Source organism: Kangiella marina (assembly GCF_039541235.1).
Classification (GTDB): Bacteria; Pseudomonadota; Gammaproteobacteria; order Enterobacterales; family Kangiellaceae; genus Kangiella; species Kangiella marina.
In genome coordinates, this window is record NZ_BAABFV010000001.1 from 266,808 (window position 1) to 289,590 (window position 22,783).

At 43.6% G+C, this 22,783-nt stretch carries 19 protein-coding genes and 1 tRNA gene; 8 read left to right on the plus strand and 12 right to left on the minus strand.

Annotated elements, in window-relative coordinates:
• Positions 1 to 105: 105 nt before the first annotated feature.
• On the minus strand, positions 106 to 2,373 hold the full coding sequence (clpA, locus tag ABD943_RS01140; protein ID WP_345291362.1) for an ATP-dependent Clp protease ATP-binding subunit ClpA: 2,268 nt from the start codon (positions 2,371 to 2,373) through the stop codon (positions 106 to 108).
• A 47-nt stretch (positions 2,374 to 2,420) separates the two neighbouring features.
• A complete protein-coding gene (gene clpS / locus ABD943_RS01145) occupies positions 2,421 to 2,753 on the minus strand; it encodes an ATP-dependent Clp protease adapter ClpS (protein WP_345291363.1) in 333 nt (110 codons plus the stop codon).
• A gap of 130 nt (positions 2,754 to 2,883) precedes the next feature.
• Here clpS and ABD943_RS01150 point away from each other — a divergent pair, with 130 nt between their 5' ends.
• On the plus strand, positions 2,884 to 3,441 hold the full coding sequence (locus tag ABD943_RS01150; RefSeq protein ID WP_345291364.1) for a hypothetical protein: 558 nt from the start codon (positions 2,884 to 2,886) through the stop codon (positions 3,439 to 3,441).
• A 61-nt stretch (positions 3,442 to 3,502) separates the two neighbouring features.
• Here ABD943_RS01150 and ABD943_RS01155 read toward each other — a convergent pair whose 3' ends face one another.
• Entirely contained in the window at positions 3,503 to 4,003 is a 501-nt protein-coding gene (locus ABD943_RS01155) for a SixA phosphatase family protein (protein WP_345291365.1), read from the minus strand.
• A 203-nt stretch (positions 4,004 to 4,206) separates the two neighbouring features.
• Here ABD943_RS01155 and ABD943_RS01160 point away from each other — a divergent pair, with 203 nt between their 5' ends.
• Entirely contained in the window at positions 4,207 to 4,728 is a 522-nt protein-coding gene (locus ABD943_RS01160) for a TIGR00645 family protein (protein WP_345291366.1), read from the plus strand.
• 61 nt (positions 4,729 to 4,789) lie between these two features.
• Here the strand turns inward: ABD943_RS01160 and ABD943_RS01165 are convergent, their stop codons facing one another.
• A complete protein-coding gene (locus ABD943_RS01165) occupies positions 4,790 to 5,119 on the minus strand; it encodes a YegP family protein (protein ID WP_345291367.1) in 330 nt (109 codons plus the stop codon).
• Positions 5,120 to 5,306: 187 nt separating this feature from the next.
• Between ABD943_RS01165 and ABD943_RS01170 the strand changes: the two genes are divergently transcribed.
• On the plus strand, positions 5,307 to 5,783 hold the full coding sequence (locus ABD943_RS01170) for a DUF3465 domain-containing protein (RefSeq protein ID WP_345291368.1): 477 nt from the start codon (positions 5,307 to 5,309) through the stop codon (positions 5,781 to 5,783).
• Between the two features lie 6 nt (positions 5,784 to 5,789).
• Here ABD943_RS01170 and ABD943_RS01175 read toward each other — a convergent pair whose 3' ends face one another.
• The 3 genes from ABD943_RS01175 to ABD943_RS01185 form a co-directional block, all read right to left on the minus strand.
• Positions 5,790 to 6,380, minus strand: a complete 591-nt coding sequence (locus ABD943_RS01175) for a carboxymuconolactone decarboxylase family protein (RefSeq protein ID WP_345291369.1) — start codon at positions 6,378 to 6,380, stop codon at positions 5,790 to 5,792.
• A 26-nt stretch (positions 6,381 to 6,406) separates the two neighbouring features.
• On the minus strand, positions 6,407 to 9,277 hold the full coding sequence (locus ABD943_RS01180; protein ID WP_345291370.1) for a M16 family metallopeptidase: 2,871 nt from the start codon (positions 9,275 to 9,277) through the stop codon (positions 6,407 to 6,409).
• A 181-nt stretch (positions 9,278 to 9,458) separates the two neighbouring features.
• Complete coding sequence (locus tag ABD943_RS01185) at positions 9,459 to 11,405, minus strand: M1 family metallopeptidase (protein ID WP_345291371.1); 1,947 nt, start codon at positions 11,403 to 11,405, stop codon at positions 9,459 to 9,461.
• A 298-nt stretch (positions 11,406 to 11,703) separates the two neighbouring features.
• Here ABD943_RS01185 and ABD943_RS01190 point away from each other — a divergent pair, with 298 nt between their 5' ends.
• Complete coding sequence (locus ABD943_RS01190; RefSeq protein WP_345291372.1) at positions 11,704 to 12,522, plus strand: cyanophycinase; 819 nt, start codon at positions 11,704 to 11,706, stop codon at positions 12,520 to 12,522.
• A 66-nt stretch (positions 12,523 to 12,588) separates the two neighbouring features.
• Entirely contained in the window at positions 12,589 to 13,194 is a 606-nt protein-coding gene (locus tag ABD943_RS01195; RefSeq protein WP_345291373.1) for a hypothetical protein, read from the plus strand.
• Positions 13,195 to 13,293: 99 nt separating this feature from the next.
• Here ABD943_RS01195 and gltX read toward each other — a convergent pair whose 3' ends face one another.
• Entirely contained in the window at positions 13,294 to 14,712 is a 1,419-nt protein-coding gene (gene gltX, locus ABD943_RS01200; protein WP_345291374.1) for a glutamate--tRNA ligase, read from the minus strand.
• A gap of 220 nt (positions 14,713 to 14,932) precedes the next feature.
• Here gltX and ABD943_RS01205 point away from each other — a divergent pair.
• The 3 genes from ABD943_RS01205 to ABD943_RS01215 all read left to right on the plus strand — a co-directional run bounded on the left by ABD943_RS01205 (position 14,933) and on the right by ABD943_RS01215 (position 17,327).
• Positions 14,933 to 15,008: transfer RNA gene (locus ABD943_RS01205), tRNA-Val, on the plus strand.
• 190 nt (positions 15,009 to 15,198) lie between these two features.
• Positions 15,199 to 16,593 carry an FAD-binding oxidoreductase gene (locus tag ABD943_RS01210; protein ID WP_345291375.1) on the plus strand — a complete coding sequence of 465 codons (1,395 nt, stop codon included), beginning with the start codon at positions 15,199 to 15,201 and terminating at the stop codon, positions 16,591 to 16,593.
• Positions 16,593 to 17,327: a hypothetical protein gene (locus ABD943_RS01215; protein ID WP_345291376.1), complete on the plus strand. Its 735-nt coding sequence runs from the start codon at positions 16,593 to 16,595 to the stop codon at positions 17,325 to 17,327. Before ABD943_RS01210 ends, ABD943_RS01215 begins: the two co-directional genes overlap by 1 nt.
• 15 nt (positions 17,328 to 17,342) lie before the next feature.
• Here the strand turns inward: ABD943_RS01215 and ABD943_RS01220 are convergent, their stop codons facing one another.
• From ABD943_RS01220 to purF, 4 genes are read right to left on the minus strand one after another with little or no spacing between them, the layout of a single operon-like run.
• Positions 17,343 to 19,793 carry a ligand-binding sensor domain-containing protein gene (locus tag ABD943_RS01220; RefSeq protein ID WP_345291377.1) on the minus strand — a complete coding sequence of 817 codons (2,451 nt, stop codon included), beginning with the start codon at positions 19,791 to 19,793 and terminating at the stop codon, positions 17,343 to 17,345.
• On the minus strand, positions 19,794 to 20,663 hold the full coding sequence (locus ABD943_RS01225) for a ligand-binding sensor domain-containing protein (RefSeq protein ID WP_345291378.1): 870 nt from the start codon (positions 20,661 to 20,663) through the stop codon (positions 19,794 to 19,796).
• Positions 20,664 to 20,688: 25 nt separating this feature from the next.
• Positions 20,689 to 21,249 (minus strand): lysophospholipid acyltransferase family protein, encoded by a 561-nt coding sequence (locus tag ABD943_RS01230; protein ID WP_345291379.1) that lies wholly within the window; start codon positions 21,247 to 21,249, stop codon positions 20,689 to 20,691.
• A gap of 12 nt (positions 21,250 to 21,261) precedes the next feature.
• Positions 21,262 to 22,782 (minus strand): amidophosphoribosyltransferase, encoded by a 1,521-nt coding sequence (gene purF / locus ABD943_RS01235; protein ID WP_345291380.1) that lies wholly within the window; start codon positions 22,780 to 22,782, stop codon positions 21,262 to 21,264.
• Position 22,783 lies beyond the last annotated feature (1 nt).

Consider the following 22,783-nt stretch of genomic DNA (forward strand, 5'->3'; position numbering starts at 1 on the left):
AACAGCGGTTTCTAGCCTCATTAAAGCGAAGCGTTAGGAATAAAAGGATACAAAAAAGGCGTTACTGGAATCCCAGCAACGCCTTTTTTAATGAAGCCATAAAGGCTAGGTTTCGCTTTGGGTAATACGCTTGGTCAACGGCTCGATACGGATATCAAGTTTTTCACCATCCAAGCCAATATAGACATCACCACCATCAACCAGCTCGCCGAATAGAATTTCATTGGCTAAAGGCTTACGCACTTTATCACTGATTAATCGCGACATAGGTCGGGCGCCCATATTGACATCATAGCCATGCTTAGCAAACCACTCGCGCGCATCATCATCAACATGCAAGTTGACTTGTTTTGCGTCCAACTGACCTTGTACTTCAGTTAAGAATTTATCCACGATGGACAGAATGACCTTCTTCGGCAAGGCATTAAACCAAACCGTAGCATCAAGTCGATTTCGAAACTCTGGTGAGAAGGTTTTATTGATCGCCTCTTCATTATTTCGCGACATATCCTGCTCTTTGAAGCCAATCGACTGACGAATCAAGTCTTGCGCCCCGGCATTACTGGTCATCACAAGAACCACATTACGGAAGTCCGCCTTACGTCCATTATTATCCGTTAAGGTTCCATGGTCCATAACCTGCAGCAGTAAATTGAAGACATCTGGATGAGCTTTTTCAATTTCATCCAACAGCACTACCGCATGAGGATTTTTGTTAACGGCTTCGGTTAGCAAGCCACCTTTGTCATAACCCACATAACCTGGAGGCGCACCGATTAATCTGGATACAGTATGACGCTCCATATACTCTGACATGTCAAAACGAATCAGCTCAACACCCATCAGCTTGGCTAACTGCTTAGTGACTTCCGTTTTACCTACACCCGTAGGGCCAGCAAAGAGGAAGGAGCCGACTGGACGGTTTTCCTGCCCTAACCCTGCCCTAGAAAGTTTAATGGCCTCAGACAGCGTGCCAATAGCTTTATCTTGGCCGAACACAACCATTTTCAGGTTACGCTCTAAATTCTTCAGTAACTTCTTATCCGAAGAAGATACGGTTTTTTCTGGGATGCGAGCAATTTTCGCAATCACCTGTTCAATATCAACGGAATCAATAACATCTTTACGGCTATCGTCAGCTTGAATTTGCTGACGTGCACCAGCTTCATCAATCACATCGATGGCTTTATCCGGCAACTGTCGGTCGTTGATATACTTAGCTGATAGCTCAGCAGCAGTTTTTAAGGCCGAAGCTGAATACTTAACCCGGTGATGCTTTTCGTAACGCTCTTTAAGTCCTTCTAAAATCGATATTGTCTCAGTAATACTGGGTTCATTAATATCAACCTTCTGGAAGCGACGGGCTAACGCATGATCTTTTTCAAAGATACCACGGTATTCTTGGAAAGTTGTGGAACCAATACAGCGCAACTCACCATTAGCTAGCACTGGCTTGATCAGATTCGAAGCATCCATTGTTCCGCCCGAAGCAGCACCCGCACCAATGATGGTATGAATCTCATCAATAAACAAAATGGCATGACGCTCTTTTTTCAACTGAGCCAAAACCGCCTTTAAGCGCTTTTCAAAGTCGCCACGATATTTAGTTCCAGCGAGTAGCACACCAAGATCCAGCGAGTGAACGACTGCATCAGCAATAACGTCAGGCACTTCCCCATCGACGATGCGCTTAGCTAAACCTTCAGCGATAGCCGTTTTACCAACACCGGCATCACCAACCAACAAAGGGTTGTTTTTGCGGCGACGGCACAGGATTTGCACCACGCGTTCAACTTCGTGAGTACGGCCAATGAGCGGGTCAATTTTGCCCTCTTGGGCAAGATCATTAAGGTTGACTGCATATTGGTCGAGCGGCTTTGCCTCAGTAGCTTCTTCCGGCTGCACATCGTCTTCTATCTCTGAAGTGTCGAAATCTTCCTCTTCTGCAACACCGTGCGAAATAAAGTTCACAACATCTAAGCGCGAGACATCTTGCTGAGAAAGTAGATATACCGCTTGGGATTCTGGCTCGCTAAACATCGCAACCAAAACATTGGCACCACTCACAGACTCTTTACCAGACGACTGCACGTGAAAGACAGCTCGCTGTAAAACCCGCTGAAAACCGATGGTGGGTTGGATTTCGTAATCGTCATCTTCTTCTGAAAACTGAGGTGTGGTTTTACCAATGAAGTTTTCAAGCTCATCGCGAAGTTTGGATAAATCAACTGAACAAGCTTTTAAGACTTCGATAGCATCTTTATTGTCGAGCAGAGCTAACATCAGATGTTCGATAGTGATGAACTCATGGCGATACTCTCTCGCCCTATGGAATGCTTTATTGAGTGACTGCTCTAATTCTTTATCCAGCATACTGACCTCTACTTAGAAACCGTCAAGGCTTCATTACCACTATAAGCTTATTTGTCTTCGGGTTCCATAACACACAACAAAGGGTGTTCATTGGAACGGGCAAACTCATTAACTTGCACGACTTTGGTTTCAGCAATATCTGGTGTAAAGATACCACAGACACCCTGTCCATCGTTATGAACTTGTAGCATAACTCTGGTCGCTTTATCTTGGTTCATGGAGAAGAATTTGCGTAAAACCTCCACCACAAAATCCATCGGTGTGTAATCGTCATTCAAGATCATGACCTTGTACATTGGCGGCTTTTTGAGCTTAGGCTCAGCCTCTGCCACCGCCAACCCATGGTCTTTTTCTTCATTAAACTTGTGGTCGTTACTCATAACTCGCTAATACTGGTATTGTTACCTCTATTATGGCTATTAATGAGGGCATTTGGAAGGAGTTCAAGCTTGTAATTACAGAATATAGCCCTATAATTCGCAGTGCTTTTTACAAGGGAATAATAACATTATGAAATATTTATTTTTACTCATCTTATCTGCGCTCCCACTAAGTTCTTATGCAGAAGTTAAGACTAACGGGATCGTTGGTGGTGGCTTGGCATTCGGTGGCGACGCCATTATCAACAATATTGAGTTTGAAGATGGCTCAACTGATGATGTTGACGCTGGTGAAGGCTTTTGGGTTGATGTTGGCATGCGCTTTGACTTTGGTGCGTGGGCCTTAAAAGGGACTGCCGGTTACAAGACAGGTGGAACTTTTGCTGCCAATGGAGACGCTACGTTCAGTCGCTTTCCACTAACAGGTATTGCTTCTTACAATAACAATGGTCACTATTTTGGCGGTGGCTTTACTCACGAATTAAGCCCAACACTTGATGTGGATCTTCCCTACGCCAGTGGTAGCGCCGATTTTGACGATGCTACGGGATTAGTCCTTGAGTATGAAAATAACTATGACCGTTGGGCTTGGGGAATCCGTTATACCAACATCGAGTATACCCACTCAAGTTCAGGCTCTGACTTTGACGGAAGCAATATCGCCGCGTTTGCGCACTTCTATTTTTAATTTACAAATTTTAGACACGTAAAAAGCATCATAGGGAGTCTTGTGAAAGGCTCCCTTTTTCTTACCCCATAAGACTCTTCGGCGTTAGTAGCCAAGCCAGCTGCCCCTTGTCGCTGTCGATATCGCTCCAACTATCTACTTTAAAATCAACTCTAGCAATACTCGCGGTAGGAAACTTCACATGACCGCCCATGGTTAACTCGGCCACTAACGAGGAGCACAGAGGCTCATGGGACACTATCATCAGTCGCTTCACCTCAGGGTTAAGCTGTTGTATCAACTCGATAGTTTCGTCAACGCTGGATAGGTATAATGCCCTGGTGCTTTCCATGGGACAGTCCCATTGGCCAAACTCCATAGCGAGTGAAGCGGTATCTATAGCACGCTTTGCCGCTGAGCTTACCACTAACTCAGGCGTCTGAGTAATAGCGCTCAAGTGTTTCCCCATGTTTTTAGCTGCCTCAATACCACGCTCAGCCAGTGGCCGCTCATAATCGGTTTTAAACGTTGCTTTCCAGTCAGACTTGCCGTGTCGAAAAATGTATAACTTCTTGCTACCCATTACTATGTTCCTCTGCAATTCAGCGACGATAGCGCTTTAACATTTAGGAGAATGATAGTCGCCTGCGAATAACCTCTTATGACACAAATAAGACACTTTCTTTACTGTAACCGATTGTTACAACAATCAGAGCAAAGATATTTACAGAGATATCGATTAGATTACAATAAGCCCAGTTTGTTTAAAGATATACAGGATTTAACATGAAAAAAGTGGAACATGCTTTTGAAGCTGGTATTTTCAGCAGTCGCTGGATTTTAGCCCCATTCTTTGTCGGACTCATTCTCTCAATCGTAGTACTGCTCGGCGGATTCGCGAAGGAGTTATGGCATTTACTATCGCACTTTGGCTCATTGAGTGAAACCGACACCATTCTTGGGATTCTGGCTTTGGTTGATATGACCTTGCTGGCTAACTTATTAATCATCATCATTTTCAGTGGTTATGAAAGTTTTGTCTCTAAGTTGGATGTTGCTGATCATGAAGACAAGCCAGGCTGGATGGGCAAAGTTGGATTCTCAACCTTAAAGGTTAAGCTGATCAGTTCTATCGTTGCTATTTCGGGAATTGACCTACTCAGAACTTACATGCAACTGGATAATGACGGCACAATCAGTATTGAGATTGTGAAGTGGAAACTATTAATTCACGGTGTCTTTGTGATTTCTGGCTTATTGTTTGCGGTGATGGATTACTTGACCTCGAAAAGCGGCAATAATCACTAAAGTAAAACCTAGCTTGCACAAAAAAGCCCCGATAACCGGGGCTTTTTCATAGTAACTGCAATTACTCTTCAACGACTGATGCATCCGGCGCATTTCGAGCCACCGATGAAATACCGTTGTTGCGTCCACTTTCCGACTTGTACATTTGGCTTTTACCGATTTGCTGACCGTTAGACGCATTCAATACGAAATAGAAGCGACCGTCTTTTGCTGTTTTCTTTTCAAAGCGACCATCTTCTTGTGAGTTTTTACGAACTGAGTCAATTCCATTTTCACACGCAGATTGTGAAGAGTAACCTTGGCTTTGCAAAATCACTTCACCATTACCTGCCTTTAACACGAAATAACTTTTGCCGTCATTACCCTTTGAGATTACGAATTTTCCCGCCATTTCTATTACCTCGTTTTGTCTATACGACTGAGTTCGGTCAGCCTCCTGACTTCAAATACTTACCTATTTAACGAAAAAACTCAAGCATATAGAGTCATATTTAACAGTTTCTAAATATTTGTGTCTATTCAAGAAACCTTGTTTTCTGCATAATATGATTACTAAAACTTATACCTAGCCACCTATCGTGACCAAGAAAAAGCAGCACCTACTCTCTAGTATCGTTGTCATTGCCTTAGCCATCGGCTATTATTTTTCTGCCCATCAAAATGCTCCAGTTACTAACAGCTCCGTTAACAAAACTGTTCAGCCTCTCGATTCCGGCCTTGCTCCCCATAAAACGCTCCAAGATTACTATGAACATAAAACCTCAGGGGACATGGTCACTGTTAAAGCAAGTGTGGTGCGACTGTTAACTGATGACAATAAGGGTTCAAGACATCAGCGCTTCATTATCGAGCTCAACAATGGTCAAAGTATACTTGTTGCGCACAATATCGACTTGGCACCCAGAGTGGAGTTACTTCAGGTTGGAAGCGAGGTGATTGTAAAGGGTCAGTATGAATGGAATGAGCGCGGTGGCGTTATTCATTGGACCCACCACGATCCCAAAGGGAATCGTGATGGTGGCTATATTAACTATAAAGGCAAAGTCTATCGATAATACTTTTTACTTGTGGCGTTTACCATCCCAGCCACCCTTGGCTAAGATTTTCTCCCCAACCGCAGTAGGCACATCCTCAAGTTCCGTCGCCATAGAGTCATTCCAGCGATTTAAGAAGCCATAAAGACATATCGCACCTAGAATTTCAACGATCTGATCATCGCTCCAATGCTGCTGCATACGGTCCATCAAAGGCTGATCAACTGTATTGGGTACTGAGCCTGCCGCTAGAGCATAATCCAAAGCCACACGCTCTGCATCGGTATAAAGCTCACTACTGTGATACTCCCACACCGCTTCCAACTTTTCATCACTAATGCCGTGTATTTTAGCGGCCACCAGCGAGTGAGCTTCACAGTATTGGCAACCCGCTGCTCGACTGGCGAAATGTGCTAGCAAGCGTTTAAAGCCAAGGTCAACCTCGCCATCTGGAGACATTACAGCCTTGGTTAAAACGCCGAACCCCTTAACAATGTCTGGGCGTCTTTGCATGGTCAGCAAACTGTTTGGAACAAAACCTAGAATCTCTTCAAAAATAGCAAAATCAGATGCCAGGTCCGGGTGCAAGTTTTTATCTAAAGGCTTTAAAAATGCCATGCTTTCTCCTTCTCTTATTGATTAAATTATTCGCTGACAGGGTTACCCTTGATATCAAGCACGACAGGCTCACCGAAACCGAGATCATTTAACCTTTCTAACTGAGTATCAGCATCTCCGACGACTAAGTAGTCCATCTTATTAGGGCTCATATACTTCGCCATGGTCTGCTTAAAGTCAGATAAGGTTAAGTTTGATAATTCCTTTTGTTCGTTAGCCAAGTAATCCAGCGGCAAGTCAAAGCGACTAATGTCTTGAAGAACACTCAATAAGCTTCCTAGGGTTTCAAACTCACGAGTCTGACGTTTGATCACAATATTCTTGGTGGTTTCAAAGTCTTCCTTAGTGAAAGTGTCTTTGTAGACTTCTATTTCATTGGATAAAAGATCGAGAGATTCTTTCGTCACGTTTGCTCGCACACTAGTTTGAGCCATCAAAGCACTCATTGCTTCTCGACGTAAAATATAAGTATAGGCACCATAGGTATAGCCTTTTTGTATCCGCAGCAGCTGGAATAACCTAGCGCTCGAACCAGCACCCAAACGGTCATTGGCATAGACCAAGTTATTGTAATCTTCGCTAGCTCCAGGGAAAGTCAGCTGCCCGGCCATAAGCACGGATTGCTTAGCATCAGGCACGTCAATAAAGTACAGCTGTGAATCTCCGTCATTGGCTTTAACACTGTAATCAGGCCACGCCACTGTCTTTTTAGCCCAAGCTTGCTCTAACCCGTGCAAAGAATTTATAACAGCGCCCTGATCGATATCACCCGCCACATGGAAGGCAGAAACCGTAGGAGAGATATTGTTTCGGTAATAGGCTTTAACATCATCCAATGTGATCGAGCTGACGGTATCAATGGTGCCACTGGTTGGAATACCAAGAATATGATCTTCACCATACAGCAACTTTTTACCCACAACTGAAGCGATAGCTTGAGCATCACCCTCGCGTTGTTTTAGCCCTGTTAATAGACGCTTTTTAATGCGTTCAAATTCAGCAGGGTCAAACCGTGGCTCTAATAAAACTTCTTTAACAAGCGCTAAAGTTTCGTCGTAATTTCGCTTGAGGGTATTTGCTGAAATGACAATTTCTTCATCACCGGCATCAACAGAAATACTCGCTCCGAGTATCCCAATGGCGTCCTCAAGTTCTTCAGCAGTTTTGCCCTCAGTTCCCTCCATCATCAGTTCAGAGAGAATGTAAGCAACGCCTGACTTTTCAGGCTTATCAAGATAGTGTCCACCCTCTATGCGCAACGTAAACTGAACTAATGGCAGTTCGTTATGCTCGATACCTAAGACTCTAAGGTTATTCTCTAGTGTCTGACTCCACACAGCTGGAGGCGTTAATAATGGCGTTTTGCCTAATGGCGGTTCATGACGAGGAAAGCTCGTTTCCGTCCGCGGGAAGTCTTCGTTATCATTGAGCACAACCTCTTTCTCCGCTCCTTGAACAATTTTTTCTTCTTTAACCCCCGCATCGGTTGCGCCTTCTACCGCTAAGTCAGCCTGACCTTTTGGTACAAAGCTGGTCATGACGTAGTTTTTCCCTTTAATGTACTGGTTGTAAGCAGCTATAACATCGCTTTTACTGACAGCCTTAATTGCCTCAATATCCTTTTGTAAAAAATCTGGTGAGCCAGCAAACTCATTGTAAGACGCTAGGTTAAATGCTTTATTGAGTACGCTTGAAATACCATTATAAAACTGAGTTTCTTGGCGCGCTTTGATTTGTTGTAAGTCTTTCTCCGAAAAGCCATCTTGTTCAAATTTAGCCAGGGCTTGCTCAATAGCGTCTTTGACTTGGTCAAGATCCGTGCCAGAATTAGCTCTTACACGAATCGTAAACTCACCAGCGATTTCTCGAGAACTGTTGTATGCGCTTGCGCCCGGTGCTAATTTTTGCTCTTCAACAATCACTTTATAAAGTGGCGCCCTTTTACCATCAGACAATATCTCTCCAAGAGCATCTAAAGCATAGGAATCCTCATGATACTGTTCGACGGTTGGGAACGTTAAACGGATTTCAGGTAGTTTGGCGAAAGTATCCTCATGCGATAAAGAAATCGTCTTATCGAGTGTCACCGGTCTAGGTTTCATCGCCGGCACTGGCTGACCTTTATCAATTTCACCAAACCACTTTTCCACAAGGGTTTTAGTTTCAGCAATATCGATATCACCAGCAATCACCAAAGTCGCATTATTAGGTCCATAGTATTTTGCGTAAAACTTTTTAACGTCTTCTAGTGTTGCGTTTTGTAAGTCTTCTAAACTTCCTATGACAGACCAATTATAGGGATGGTCATCCGGGTATAAGTGGCTCGAAATAACGCCGCCTGTATGGCCATAAGGTCGATTATCCACTCGTTGACGCTTTTCGTTTTTAACCACCTGCTTCTCGCGCTCTAAGGCATCTTTGGTCACGGTATTAATCATGTAACCCATGCGATCTGAGTCAATCCACAATAATTTTTCAAAAGCATCTTTAGGCACGACTTCATAGTAAATGGTGCCATCGTTCCAGGTACCACCATTACGAGTACCACCCAGTTCACCAATCATTTTGCGGTTGGCGCCTAGAGGTACATTCTCGGAGTTATTAAAAGCCATGTGCTCAAAAAAGTGAGCGAAGCCCGTTTTGCCCGGCTCTTCACGGCTAGAACCTACATGAAATACTGTCGCTAAAGCAACGATAGGATCGGACTTATCTTGATGCAAAATCACCTTAAGGCCATTGTCCAGCGTGTACTTTTCATAAGGAATCGAAAAGCTGGATGCTTCGACTGCCTCCTCTTTAGCGGGAGTCTTTGCTGTTTTTGAACTTTGACAAGCTCCCAATAACAAGGCACTGGAAATAGCAGCAGCGATAAACGTTTTGGACGAAGATAATTTCATGTAAGGTCCTTTTGGTCATTATTGCTAATGCTATAATAGTAATCACTGAGCTGGATTAGGCAAGCCTTTTACATCAGTTGTTACAAAATGTAGACATACCCCACAAAATCCTATTCAAGTTTACTTACCCATAAAAAAAGGCCTTCCGAAGAAAGCCTTTTTTATAAACTACAACAAACTCTTATTTAACGACTTCGTCGATAGTCCCTTGCGCTAGTGGGTGGTAGCCAGGACGAGCCACTTTATAAACGCGTTTCGCAAAAGCTGCACCGTCTTCTGTTTCCATTAACGCTTTATACAATGGAACAATCAACTTACGGCGACCGATTGAAACCAAGTAAGTCTCAAGTCGTGGCATGACTTCGTCATAGCCTGCTTTTAGCGACAATAATAACCATGCATGAGCAATTTCGTTATTCGTCGAATCAGTCAGCTTAAACTCGCTATCAAGCTGAGTCATGTGCTCAAGCGACAAGTCTTCTGGCAAATTATTGATAAAATGTAACCATTCATGCACAGTCCACTCAGATGAACCTAAATCTGCAAGCGTTTTCTGATCCGCTAACCAAGCCTTTGTTTCAGCATCGACCGTGGTGAAAGCATCAGACGTCGGATTAGGCATCATTTCTGGCAACATAGGCTCATGAATCCACGTGTCTATTTCATCCATACTAACCACGCCCGGGTGCTTATCCAGTAAATTAGCTTTCAAATACTTTTTAAACTCTGTGGTGGTTAAGCTTTGGAAGGCATGTGCGTTAAAATACTTCACTAAAAACGCATCGAAAACATCTCGACCAAACTTTTTCTCAAGGTAAGTCAGGAACATCTGACCTTTGGTATAAGGCACGCCGGAAAACGCATCGTCAGGATCACGACCATTCAAATCAACATTAAGAATCGTGAACTCTTTTGGCAAGGCCTTCACTTCTTCATGTAACCCTTGAACAGAAAGCGCTCGCTCCATGGTTGCTCGCTCTTCTCCAAACAACTCTTCCATAATACGATTTTCAACGTAACTGGTGAAACCTTCGTTCAACCAAAAATCTTCCCAAGTCGCATTGGTCACTAAGTTGCCTGACCATGAGTGCGCCAGTTCGTGAGCAATAAGATTCACCAAACTTTTATCACCCGCAATGACTGTAGGCGTAATAAATGACAAACGAGGATTTTCCATACCACCATAAGGGAAACTCGGTGGCAAAATTAACAAGTCATAACGTCCCCAACGGTATGGGCCATACATTTCTTCAGTCACTTGAACCATACGCTCTGTGTCATCAAACTCTGCAACCGCAGGGTCTAGCAAGCTCGGCTCTGCATAAACGCCGGTACGATCACTCATCGCTTTAAACTCAAGATTACCCACGCCCAGTGCAATCAGATATGGCGGGATCGCTTGAGGCATTTCAAAGTGATAATCACCATCCAGCTCAGTGTCCGGTTCGTTAAAAGCACTCATCAGAGCGAGAAGCTCTTTAGGCGTTTTCAGATTAGCCGTATAGGTTACGCGAACAGCAGGTGAATCCTGAATAGGAATAAAGCTTCGTGCATGTATAGCTTGAGCTTGGCTGTATACGAAAGGATGCTTTTTGCCAGCGGTTTGCTCAGGCGTTAACCACTGCAATCCACTCGCTTGAGGCTGGGTTTTATAATAAACACGAACTTTGTTACTGGAGTCGTTTAAGTCAATACTAAGTTTAGAGCCAAGGTCTGGATCTTTTTTGGCTAACTCAAAGCTGGTGTCTTGCCATGAATCGTTGACCCACTGTTGAGCTTTGTCAATCGTGATATCGCGAGTGTCCAGTACCAACTCTGATACACCATCTTTTAAGCGTTTAAAGCTTAAATCCACAAAACCTTCTAAGGCCTTCGCCTCAAAATTAACCGTTAACTCAAGATCGAAATGGTGTAAATTGACTTCATCAATATTGCCGTAAGAGTGTTCATCAACGCGCTGGACAACCTTCTTCTTAACATCTTTTTGGGTATCAGCTTTCACTTCAACCTTTTTTTCAACGACAACTTTATCGTCAGCACTATTTACTTCTTTTTGTTCTGCGTCTTGCTGACATGCTGTTAGGCCCATCGCTGCGACTAACATCAAATACTTATAACTTGTCTTCATTGGTATTCTCTTTTATCTTAGAAGACAGACATTTAACCAATTATAAAAAATGAAGTAAAGCCAGAAGCACCATCACGAGTTTTAGCTGTACGATTTATAGGCATAGTGTTGAAAACTTTGCTATAAGTTATTAAAACAGAGACTTATACTGGCTTGTTCATTCTGCACATCACCTTAGGTGTCAGATTTTTTTACGCATATCACCAACTCTGCCACACTTTTGGTCAGTTGTTGATGTTAGTATTCTCGCTAGATGTGCTGGTATTCTAGGCGAGTAAAGTAATCATGGAGTCTATAAATGCCATCACAAGGTAGCGGGAAGTTTGATAGAGGATACATCATCCCTATCGGGGGCTGTAGCCATAGCTTGTATGATGACGTCGCTGAGCAAATTCGTAGTGTATGCCTCAACGCTTCAGCAGCAGCAATAATTCTCAATGTTGGGCAGGAGAAAGTTGAGCACAAGCTCGATAAAACCTTGCTTAGCAATGGCTTTGAAGCCTGTGATGAAGTTGAGGTTCGCTCGCGACAAGAAGCCAATGATGAGCTCGTTATTAAGCGTATGCTTGAAAAAGATCTCATCGTCATCGTCGGCGAAAGGCCGCTACAAATATCGACCATTATTGGCGGTACACCAGTAGCGAAACAGCTCAGAAAGCTCAACGCTGATGGCGTTCATATCGCAGGCAGTTATGGTGCAGCGGCATTGTTGAGTGAGCACATGATCGCCGGCGGCGAAGACTCAATCACCCCCAAACAAGATGGGGTCACGATGGCGCCAGGCCTTGGACTCACTAACCGGTTCATGCTGGACTATCACTTTGAGCAGCCGGGTCGACTGGGGCGTTTATTAACCGCCCTCTCCTACAACCCATTTACTATTGGGGTGGGAATTGACGAAGGCTCGGCGTTATTTATCAGCCCAAAGGATGAGCTACAGGTTTTCGGCAAAGGCTCCGCGACCCTAATCGATCCAAGTAACCTGCAATATTCCTCTATGGGTACGGCAGGAAGTGGAGATTTAATTTCTCTCTTTGGCTTACAGATGCATATTTTAGCACCAGGAAGTCGCTTTAAAGCATCCGACCATAAAGCCTTTGATGAACATTGGGCATAGTTAGGTTTCGTCGCAAGGCGCAACCTAGCAAACATTTTAGAACAACCATTACTTCAGGTGATATTAATGACAAAATCGAGTTTAAGAAACATTGGTCTCATTCTTGCGGGTTCACTAGTGCTTTGGGCTTGTGCAACCCCTCCTAAGCAGGACTCTCAAAAACCAACGCCTCCTCCTAAAGCTGCAAAAACTTACAAAGATGTTCACATTGGATCCAACAACTTTATGACGGTTCCTTCTCACTGGAATCTTAAGCAAAATATTATGCCTAAAGGCTATGTCAGTTATTCCATCAAAAGCCGCGATGTTCACCTAGTAATCACCGGTTATGAAGCTAAGAAAAGTGAGTTCAATATAGCGAAAAGCAAAAAAGACTTAGCCAGCGTCACGATTCTTTACCGTACTGGCTCGAAAACGAAGCAGAAGCGGTATAAAGAAATCACCGACCAACATAAACTTGGCGGATACACACACCATACCTGTCATGGCGGCAACAAGTGCTACCAAGTATTCCCGCTATCAAACTGGCGCTCTATGATGGCTGCTGACTTCCACGTTGGTGGTATGAAGTATACTCTGACTGCGGGCGTTGATGACCTTGATGGCGTTCATGCAAAAGATATTTTAAAAGGTTTACACAGCATTCGCGTTAAATCGAGTGCTCAAAAGTAACCTTAAAAGCTTTAAGTAACACAATTACTTGATGTAAAAAAGCCTGCATTTAGCAGGCTTTTTTATTGCACTATGAACAGGCTGAGTTACTGATGATAGTTAAGCCTGAGCTTCTCTTTCTGCTATGAACCCAAGCGCTTTATCAATACGCTTTATAACACGCTCTTTGCCAATCCACTCCAAAGTTATTCCTAGGTCGGGCGACATACCAGAACCTGTGACCGCGACTCTAAGAGGCATTCCTACTTTACCCATGCCAAGCTCCAACTCTTCAGCTGTAGCGCTAACCAAGGCATGCAAAGCTTCTGCTGACCAGTTTTCACTCGCAGAGAGCTTTGCTTTGGCTAACTCTAGCGGCTCACGAGCTACTGGGCGCAAATGCTTTTTAGCCGCCTTGGCATCAAACTCATCATAGTCTTCATAAAAATAACGAACGGCTTCAGCTAGCTCATTAAGTGTTTTGACTCGCTCAGCCATTTCAGGAATAAGCGCCTTGATGTCTGGCCCAGCTGACAAATCAAGGTCGGCCGCTTTAATGTGCCACTCAAGATGCTTTAATACCTCTTCAACCGGTAATGTTTTCATATAATGCTGATTGAGCCAGTTAAGTTTCTCTGTATTAAATGCAGACGGTGCTCGATTAACGTCTTTTAGGTCGAACAAGCGAATCATTTCTTCGACAGAAAACACTTCTTGATCACCATGGGACCAGCCCAAGCGAACCAAATAGTTCAGTACGGCTTGCGGCAAATAACCTAAGTCACGGTATTGCATCACACTGACAGCGCCATGACGTTTCGACAGACGCTTACCGTCTTCACCCAAAATCATCGGCACATGCGCATACTTAGGCACAGCGGCACCCAAAGCTTCAATCATATTAATTTGGCGCGGTGTGTTGTTGACGTGGTCATCGCCACGAATGACATGGCTTATACCCATATCTAAGTCGTCCACAACCACCGTAAAGTTGTAAGTCGGCGTGCCATCAGTCCGCGCAATGATCAAATCATCAAGCTCAGAATTGCTCACCGCAATTTGTCCCTTAATTAAATCATCAAAAACAACCTTTCCGTCTTGAGGGTTCTTGAAACGAATAACATGTGGTTTTGACATATCCTGCTCGTCAGCAGACATATTCCGACAGTGACCGTCATAACCGATGTTTTGTTTACTCGCCTGTTGCTCTTCACGCAACTTTTCAAGACGCTCTTTTGAGCAATAACAACGATAAGCTTCACCCTCTTCCAATAAGACGTTAATTTGCTCTTTATAACGATCAAAGCGATGGGTTTGATAAAAAGGTCCCTCATCATGACTTAGCCCTAACCACTCCATTCCTTCAAAAATAGCCTGAACAGATTCCTCGGTCGAACGCTCACGATCAGTATCTTCAATTCTTAACACAAACTGCCCTTCATGCTTTTTCGCATACAGCCAGCTATATAGCGCAGTTCGAGCGCCGCCAACATGTAAATATCCTGTAGGGCTTGGTGCAAAACGTGTTTTAACGGTCATAATTTAAACGCATAATCAAAAGTTGCGCTTATTCTATCAAGGCCTTATCTTTTTCAAAACCTATTTACGCTAAACGCCTAATAATTAAGCAAAATAGTCACTAAATAACAGCCGTTATCATTTTTTTAATGATTTTCAAAAAAAATGGTTGACCTAAAGCTCCGACAAACCTAGAATGCGCTCCGTTCTTGAGGAACACATCCCAAGAATTCTGGAATGTGGGTGGTTAGCTCAGTTGGGAGAGCATCGCCCTTACAAGGCGAGGGTCACTGGTTCGAGCCCAGTACCACCCACCACTTTCCATACCCTTTTAGATTGAAAAGTATTCTAAGCCTCTGAGTTTCTCAGAGGCTTTTTTTTGCCTGATATATAGGCCTCTTTAACAGCGCAATTCTGTTAGTTTTAACTGGCTAGATGACAACAACACGTTTCATTTGGTTAAAACCTCTGGCAAAATATGCAACACTCGTTTGAAATCAATACACTATGGAGCACTCAGTGCAACCTTCGCTAGACTCACTTCACCAGATCCTTGGTGCTGACAGCCTATTAACCGAAGCTGATGATTTAGCCCAGTACGGTAAAGACTGGACTAACCAATATACGCCCTCTCCCATGGCCATTGCATTGCCTAAAACAACGGAGCAAGTACAGGCTATCGTGCAATGGGCAAACGAGCACTCGGTATCTTTAGTCCCTTCTGGTGGCCGTACCGGCCTTAGTGGCGGCGCAGTTGCTAATAATGGCGAGTTGGTCATAGCGTTAGACAAGATGAATAAGATCGTGGGCTTTGAAAGCTCAACTCAGCAAGTCCAATGCCAGGCAGGTGTGATTACTGAACAGCTTCAACAATTCGCCCTGGATAACAACCTTTACTATCCGGTTGATTTTGCGTCGAGCGGTTCGAGTCAAATAGGCGGCAATATCGCAACAAACGCTGGCGGTATTAAAGTCATTCGCTATGGCTTAACCCGAGACTGGGTCATGAGCCTAACAGTCGTCACGGGTAAAGGTGAAATATTAACGCTCAACTCTGGTTTGATTAAAAACGCTACAGGGTATGACTTAAGGCATCTCTTTATTGGCAGTGAAGGTACTTTAGGTATCATTACCGAAGCGACCATTAAACTCACACGTCAACCAACTAACTTGACGGTATTGATGTTGGCTATACCTGAGCTGGACAAAGTTAAAGAACTGCTGAATAACTTCCAGAAAGATATCGATTTAACCGCGTTTGAGTTCTTTTCCGAGGAAGCGATGCAAAAAGTCATGTCGCATCATGACTTACCACGCCCGGTAGAAACTGAGGCACCTTTTTATTGCTTGTTAGAGTTTGACGCCACGTCTGAGGACATCCTAGAAAAAGCGTTAGGTTGCTTTGAGCATGGCCTTGAGAATGAATATATTTTTGACGGTGTGATGAGCCAGAGCCAACAACAAGCCGAAGAGCTATGGAAGTATCGTGAGTATATTTCTGAGACCATTTCGTCGCAAAAACCCTACAAAAACGATATCGCAGTAACGCCAGATAAAGTGTCTGACTTTTTACAACGCGTTGATGCCATAGTTGCTAATGAGTACCCAGAATTCGAAGTGATTTGGTTTGGCCATATTGGCGATGGTAATTTACACCTCAATATTCTAGCACCGGATGAGATGGATTATGCTGAATTCACAAAGGCATGTGAAAAAGTTAACCCTTTAATTTTTGAGGTGTTGAAAGAGCTAGGCGGCAGTATTTCCGCGGAGCATGGCGTGGGTTTGCTGAAAAAACCTTACCTCAACTATACTCGCTCTGAAGCAGAAATCAGCTACATGAAAGGGATAAAAGCAGCCTTCGATCCTAACAACATCATGAACCCTGGAAAGTTATTCTAATGCTACTCTTTCTTAGCGTTCTTGCGCTGCTAGTTGGGCCTATCACCTTAAAGGTCATTGGCCATAACCGTCGTATGGATGATTTTCTTTTTCCGTTTGTACTGGTCTCAGTGGGGTCTTTATTAATTCTCGACGTGCTGCCTGTGCTGTGGGGAAATATTGGTTATGCCCTACTTCCTTTGTTATTACTTGGATTCTTCGGTCCTGCGCTTGCTGAAATCACTTTCAGGCGCTTTGCTCACAAAACCCATAGCATAGCACTTTTTCTGGGGATTCTTGGCCTGATGACGCACTCAGCTATCGATGGTGCCGCAGTGGTCACAGTTGCCGGTAATGAAATGCTTCCTTATGCCGTAATTTTGCATCGTTTGGTGGTCGGTCTAAGCTTATGGTGGATTGTGAATCCTTTATGGGGGACTCGAAAATCAACCTTAGTTTTTGCACTTATGGTCATAACAACGGTTGTAGGTTTTTACATTGGTGAAAAGCAGCTATTCGGCCTTCATAATATTTTTATTGATTACTTCCAAGCCATAGTCAGCGGCACCTTGTTGCATGTAATTATCCATAGGCCGCATAGCCATGAGCACTCAAATAGCGAACCTCACGCCCACACCCATGAAGAAGCAGCGAAGCATCAGTTCATCAACTCAATACATCATAAGGGTTATTTTGTTTCCGGCTTAGTGATTGCAGTGCTACTCGTTATACTACTCCATCACTGGCACTACTAAGGCTATATAAGCCCTCTACCATTCGATTTTATTCGACTTAGGGATTGAAGAAACATAATCAAGCTGGCCACTGGCCAACAAACCACTGAGGTTCGTGGTAATCTTAGCTCGTATTTCTTGGGGGTGTGAGAACTGGTTAGTATAAATGCCCAGCCACGCATTACGGCTATTATGTTTGGCGACATTTAAGGCACGGTTGATAACATAAATTAACTGCTCCCAAGTAATCACCTCGTTAGGGTCACCCAAGAATGGGAAGCGACCAAAGCCGACACTACAGGTTACATCAATACTCGCACCATTACCCAAGTCGAACTTTCTTGATGCAATGATCGAGCGTATTTTTTCGGCCATAATCATTTGCTCGCGCTTTTCGATACCACGACTCAAAATTAGCAGCGTGGCGCCCTGCCATCTGACAAGAGTATCCGTTCCATAACTAATCGTTCGTAAGCAGTCAGCAGCTTGTTTTAAAACCTCATTTCCGCATAAGTGACCGTGCTCTTTATTGATCATTGATAAGTTATCAATGTCGACAGCAAAGACTCCTAAGTAAACACCTGCAATGCCATCATTTTCCACCCAGGTATTCGCAATGCTTTCCAGTTCAGAATCGATATGCCTTTTGAGGTAATGTTTACTTTTAAAGCCAGTAAGCTGATCTGTTACCGCTTGGCTATCCAACTGTGTTTCCAGTCGCTCTGATAAGTATCGCTGTTCGGATAACGAATATTGCAGATCTTCAACCTGATATAGCAAGGTTTTCTTTTCACTTAAGAGTAGTTGTGTTTGAGCGCTTTTCTCTTTGAGTTTTTTCTCCTGAAGCGTCAACCGTCTAGAGAAGTATCGGGAAACGTAAACCGCCACACCGATGACAACAACAGAAAGTATCAGCAAATAGAGCATAAACCCTTGGGTACTTGCCCAAAAACTCCTTGTAACAGTAAGGAGCAAGGCTACCTCTTCACTTCCCCATCGACCATCTTTCTGACGAACTTGAGCTCTAACCAATAGTTGTTCTTGATGAATGTTATGCAGTTTTATGGTCGGGCCATCAAGGTTCAGCCAGTTAGGGTCAAGGGCATCCACTTTATAGCGGTAATCTGAGTGCTTACCATTAATAAAATCGAACGCTGAAAGCCGAATGACTACGGTTCCGCTATCATTAACATTGGAAAAATACGTACTACCTTCATTGCTCAGACTTCTTACGTCACCATTTTGGCTAACACTGACAACCTGAAGCGGCTTTTGCTCTTTATTAATGCTCACATCGTCTGGGCTGAGCATAGTGATACCATTGAGGCCGCCGAAGAACAGGTTTCCTTCTTCATCAGCAAAATCTGCGTTGGTATAAAACTCGTTATACTGTAATCCGTCTTCATAGGTAAAGTTAACTGGCGTTCCTCTATCAGGGTGAAACTTAACTAAACCATTAGCCGTAGAAATCCATAAATAACCAGAATTGTCTGCCAATATTGAGCAAATAAAGTCATCGACAAAACCATCGCTTTCCGTAACTCGCTGAAAATAGACATCACCCCTAGAGTCATAACGAACACGGTTAAGGCCAGAAACAGTTCCAATCCATAAGACGCCCAGTAAATCTTCATAAATAACCGTAATATCAGAGTTGGACAAGGTTTGGGTATCGCTTTGCTTACTTTGATAAAGCACCGCAGTATCGTTAATCGGATTGAAACGAACTAAACCTTGAGCACTACCAATCCAGAGATAACCCTGCAAATCCTCATAGATGGTATAAACTCCATACTTAGACTTAATGACCTGCTCTGGTATAGCCGATGAGTAATCAAAAAAGCTGAGACTTGATGCCTCAAGGCCTGTACCTTGATTATTCTCTATTTTAATTTGTATAAAACGATTAGAGCCACCGAGCCAAATGTCTCCGTTTCGAGCTTCAACAATACTAGAAAGATCCGTTAAGCTAAGTAAGTTACCATTTGCGTCGTGAACTTCTTTTAATTGTCTAAAGCCCTCCTCACCAAAAGGCTTAAGAAATACACCTGCCGTTGAGATGATCCATAAGTTTCTATGTCTATCCTCGATTAACCCACCAACATATCCCGTACTAACAAACTCCTCGCCGACTTTTATTGGCGTGTAATCGCTAAGAATTGAAAAATCACTACGGTACTCATATATTCCTGAATCGGTACCAATGAGCAAAGCGTTGTCATGGGTTCGCAACAAACTAGTCGTATAGTTATTGCCTTCGAAATTCATGACTTCAGATTTTTTCAATAAATGAACAAAATCTTGCTCAGACTTCCAGTAATTGATACCGAATAAACTCCCCAGCCAAAACAAGCCATCCTTTGATTTCCAAATGGACATTCCAGTGTCATTACTGATCGAATGCGGGTCACTGTAATTAGAGTAAAACTCTGTAGCTACTGACTCTGTAGCTCCATCCCAAAACTTTAAGCCATCTTCAGTTGCCAACTAGTAACCGTTTTTATAAGGGAGAAGTTGGCGTATCCGAGCCAAATTTTGGCTCCGACCATCCATTACAGGGAAATATCTAAATGACGCCACCTGCTCCTCTGTTTCGGTATCGAATAGTGCAAACCCTTCTTCTGCGGTGACTAGAATTTGATCATTATCCTCAGGATTAACAAAGAGCTCTAGCAATTCTAACTGGCTGGACAGGCATTCTGTATTCTTATCACGTCCAGTCATATCAACCGATATGATACAACTGCCTTCTAACAGGTAAACTCTATCTTCGCGCAGGACGAATTTAGAAACCTTATGATCTTCTAGAATATTGTCAAATTGAGTTAAACGGGTGACTGAAGCAGTGTCTTGTGAAATTAATGCCAAATAATGATCGGTTAGAGCGACAACCTTATTGTCAGGCGCAAGCGCCACGGCATGTATTTGGAAAGTGTCATCGCCGCTGTCTGTATCGACAGCGACATCCTTAAGTTCTTGGGTCCAATGTGTGATCCCTAAACTGATAATATCGACTGAATCTAAGCCCTGAGGCGTTAAGACCCATACGGCATTTTGTTGATCGTACAATAGTTGGTTAATGGTAGGCGAAGAAATCGTTGTTGAGTCATGGGACTCGTGCCGTAATTGATCAAATCTAACACCGTCATAACGGTTTAGGCCATCCTGGGTGCCAAACCACATGAAGCCCAAACGGTCTTCTGTAATATCATAAACAGTGCTTTGGCTTAAACCATCCTCTAGTGTCAACGACTGGAAGCGAATACGGTCTGAGACGGCGCCATCAGCTTTTGTTGAAGAAATAAATAGGGTATTCGCGATTAGTGCTAGCGCAAATAACAAAAATGAAGACATCATCTTTCTATAAAATGATGTTCGATGTTTAACGTTTACCCTCGACTTCAATATCACTCGCCAACTCTGGTCTAATTCCCGATTTATCTTTATAGAAATCCCTTATTTTATCCATATCCGACTGAATATCGCCTGTTGGCTGGATAAAATCTCCAATCCCCAAGGTCTTGGTGCTTGTATCTAAATAAGTGAACACTATAGGCACACCCGCCTGCACTGCAATATGATAAAAGCCACTTTTCCAATAAGGCTTCTTGCTCCGCGTTCCTTCAGGCGCCAGTGCTAACTGAACTTTATCCCGCTCACTAATTTGCGAGACGACTTGTTTAACCACATTACTCTTTGTGGAGCGCTCGACTGGAATGCCACCAACCCAGCGAAAAAACCAGCCAAGTGGTGGCTTAAATAAAGTATGCTTACCGAGATAAGCAACATCCATCTTAAAGCAAAACCGCGTCATCAACATTAAGACAAAGTCCCAGTTCGACGTGTGTGGAGCAAAAATTAGCACACATTTGTCGACTTTAGGCAGCTTACCGACGACTTTCCAGCCGAAAAGTCGCAGTAAGGCACGCATAATATATCTCATAACTCTCCGCGATTATTGATTATGTAAATCCATAACCATAACAGAATTCTCCACTTCTGAAGAATCTGTCGAAGATTTCGCCATGTCATTACGACGCGCTTGAAGCTCGTGTAAGTAGTTAGTGTCAATATCACCGGTCACATACTCACCGGTAAATACTGACAAATCAAACTGTTTAATATCAGGGTTACCTTCCTGTACAGCCTCAACCATCGCCTCGACGTCTTGATAAATAATCTTATCGGCGCCAATGATCTGGCCGATCTCTTCTTCTGTACGATTATGCGCAATTAGCTCATCCGCAGCAGGCATATCAATACCGTAAACGTTCGGATAACGTACAGGAGGCGCAGCCGAAGCAAAGTAAACTTTTTTAGCGCCCGCTTCGCGAGCCATCTCTATAATTTGCTCTGAAGTCGTTCCACGAACAATTGAATCGTCCACCAAGAGCACGTTTTTCCCACCGAACTCTAAATCAATGGCATTCAGTTTCTGACGAACGCTCTTTTTGCGCATCTGCTGGCCTGGCATGATGAAGGTACGTCCAATATAGCGGTTCTTAATAAACCCATGACGCATTTTCAGGTTTAGCTCATTAGCTAACTGCATTGCAGATGTTGTAGAGGTATCGGGAATTGGAATGACAACATCAATATCATGATCTGGCCACTCTCTTAAAATCTTCTCAGCAAGCTTTTCGCCCATACGGAGGCGCGCTTTATAAACAGAAACATTGTCGATTAATGAGTCTGGTCTTGCTAAATAAACATGCTCAAAAATGCACGGAGCGAAAGTATCTTCATCGATGCACTTCGCTGTGTGTAGCTGACCATCTTCGGAGATAAAAACTGCATGACCCGGACCGATATCATCAATCAAGTCATAACCTAACGCGTCCAAAGCGACCGACTCAGAAGCGACCATGTACTCAGTGCCACTTTCAGTTTCACGCTTACCGTAAACTGCTGGACGAATACCGTAAGGATCGCGGAAGCACAGTAAACCGTGCCCACTAATCAAAGCTACCGCAGCGTAAGCGCCCTTGCAGCGTTTAAAAACTTCTTTAACCGCTTTGAAGATATCATCAGGAGACAGTTGGTTTTTTTCTAGAATTTGTAGTTCATGAGCCAACACGTTAAGCAAAACTTCGGAGTCAGAGTTGGTATTGAGATGACGGCGATCCGTCTGATACAAGTCTCTTTTCAGACTATCTGAGTTCGTCAGGTTACCATTGTGGGCCAAAGTGATACCGTATGGCGAGTTAACATATAGCGGCTGAGCTTCAGCTGAGGTCGAGCTACCAGCAGTTGGATATCTTACATGCCCAATGCCTGAGTTACCCGTTAAACGTCTCATGTGACGTGTATGAAAAACATCGCGAACCAGACCGTTATCTTTACGCAAATACAACTTACCTTGGTCGCTGGTAACAATCCCTGCCGCATCTTGGCCTCGGTGTTGCAATACGGTTAGTGCATCAAAAAGGCTTTGGTTAACAGGCGTTTTACCAACGATTCCAACAATACCACACATA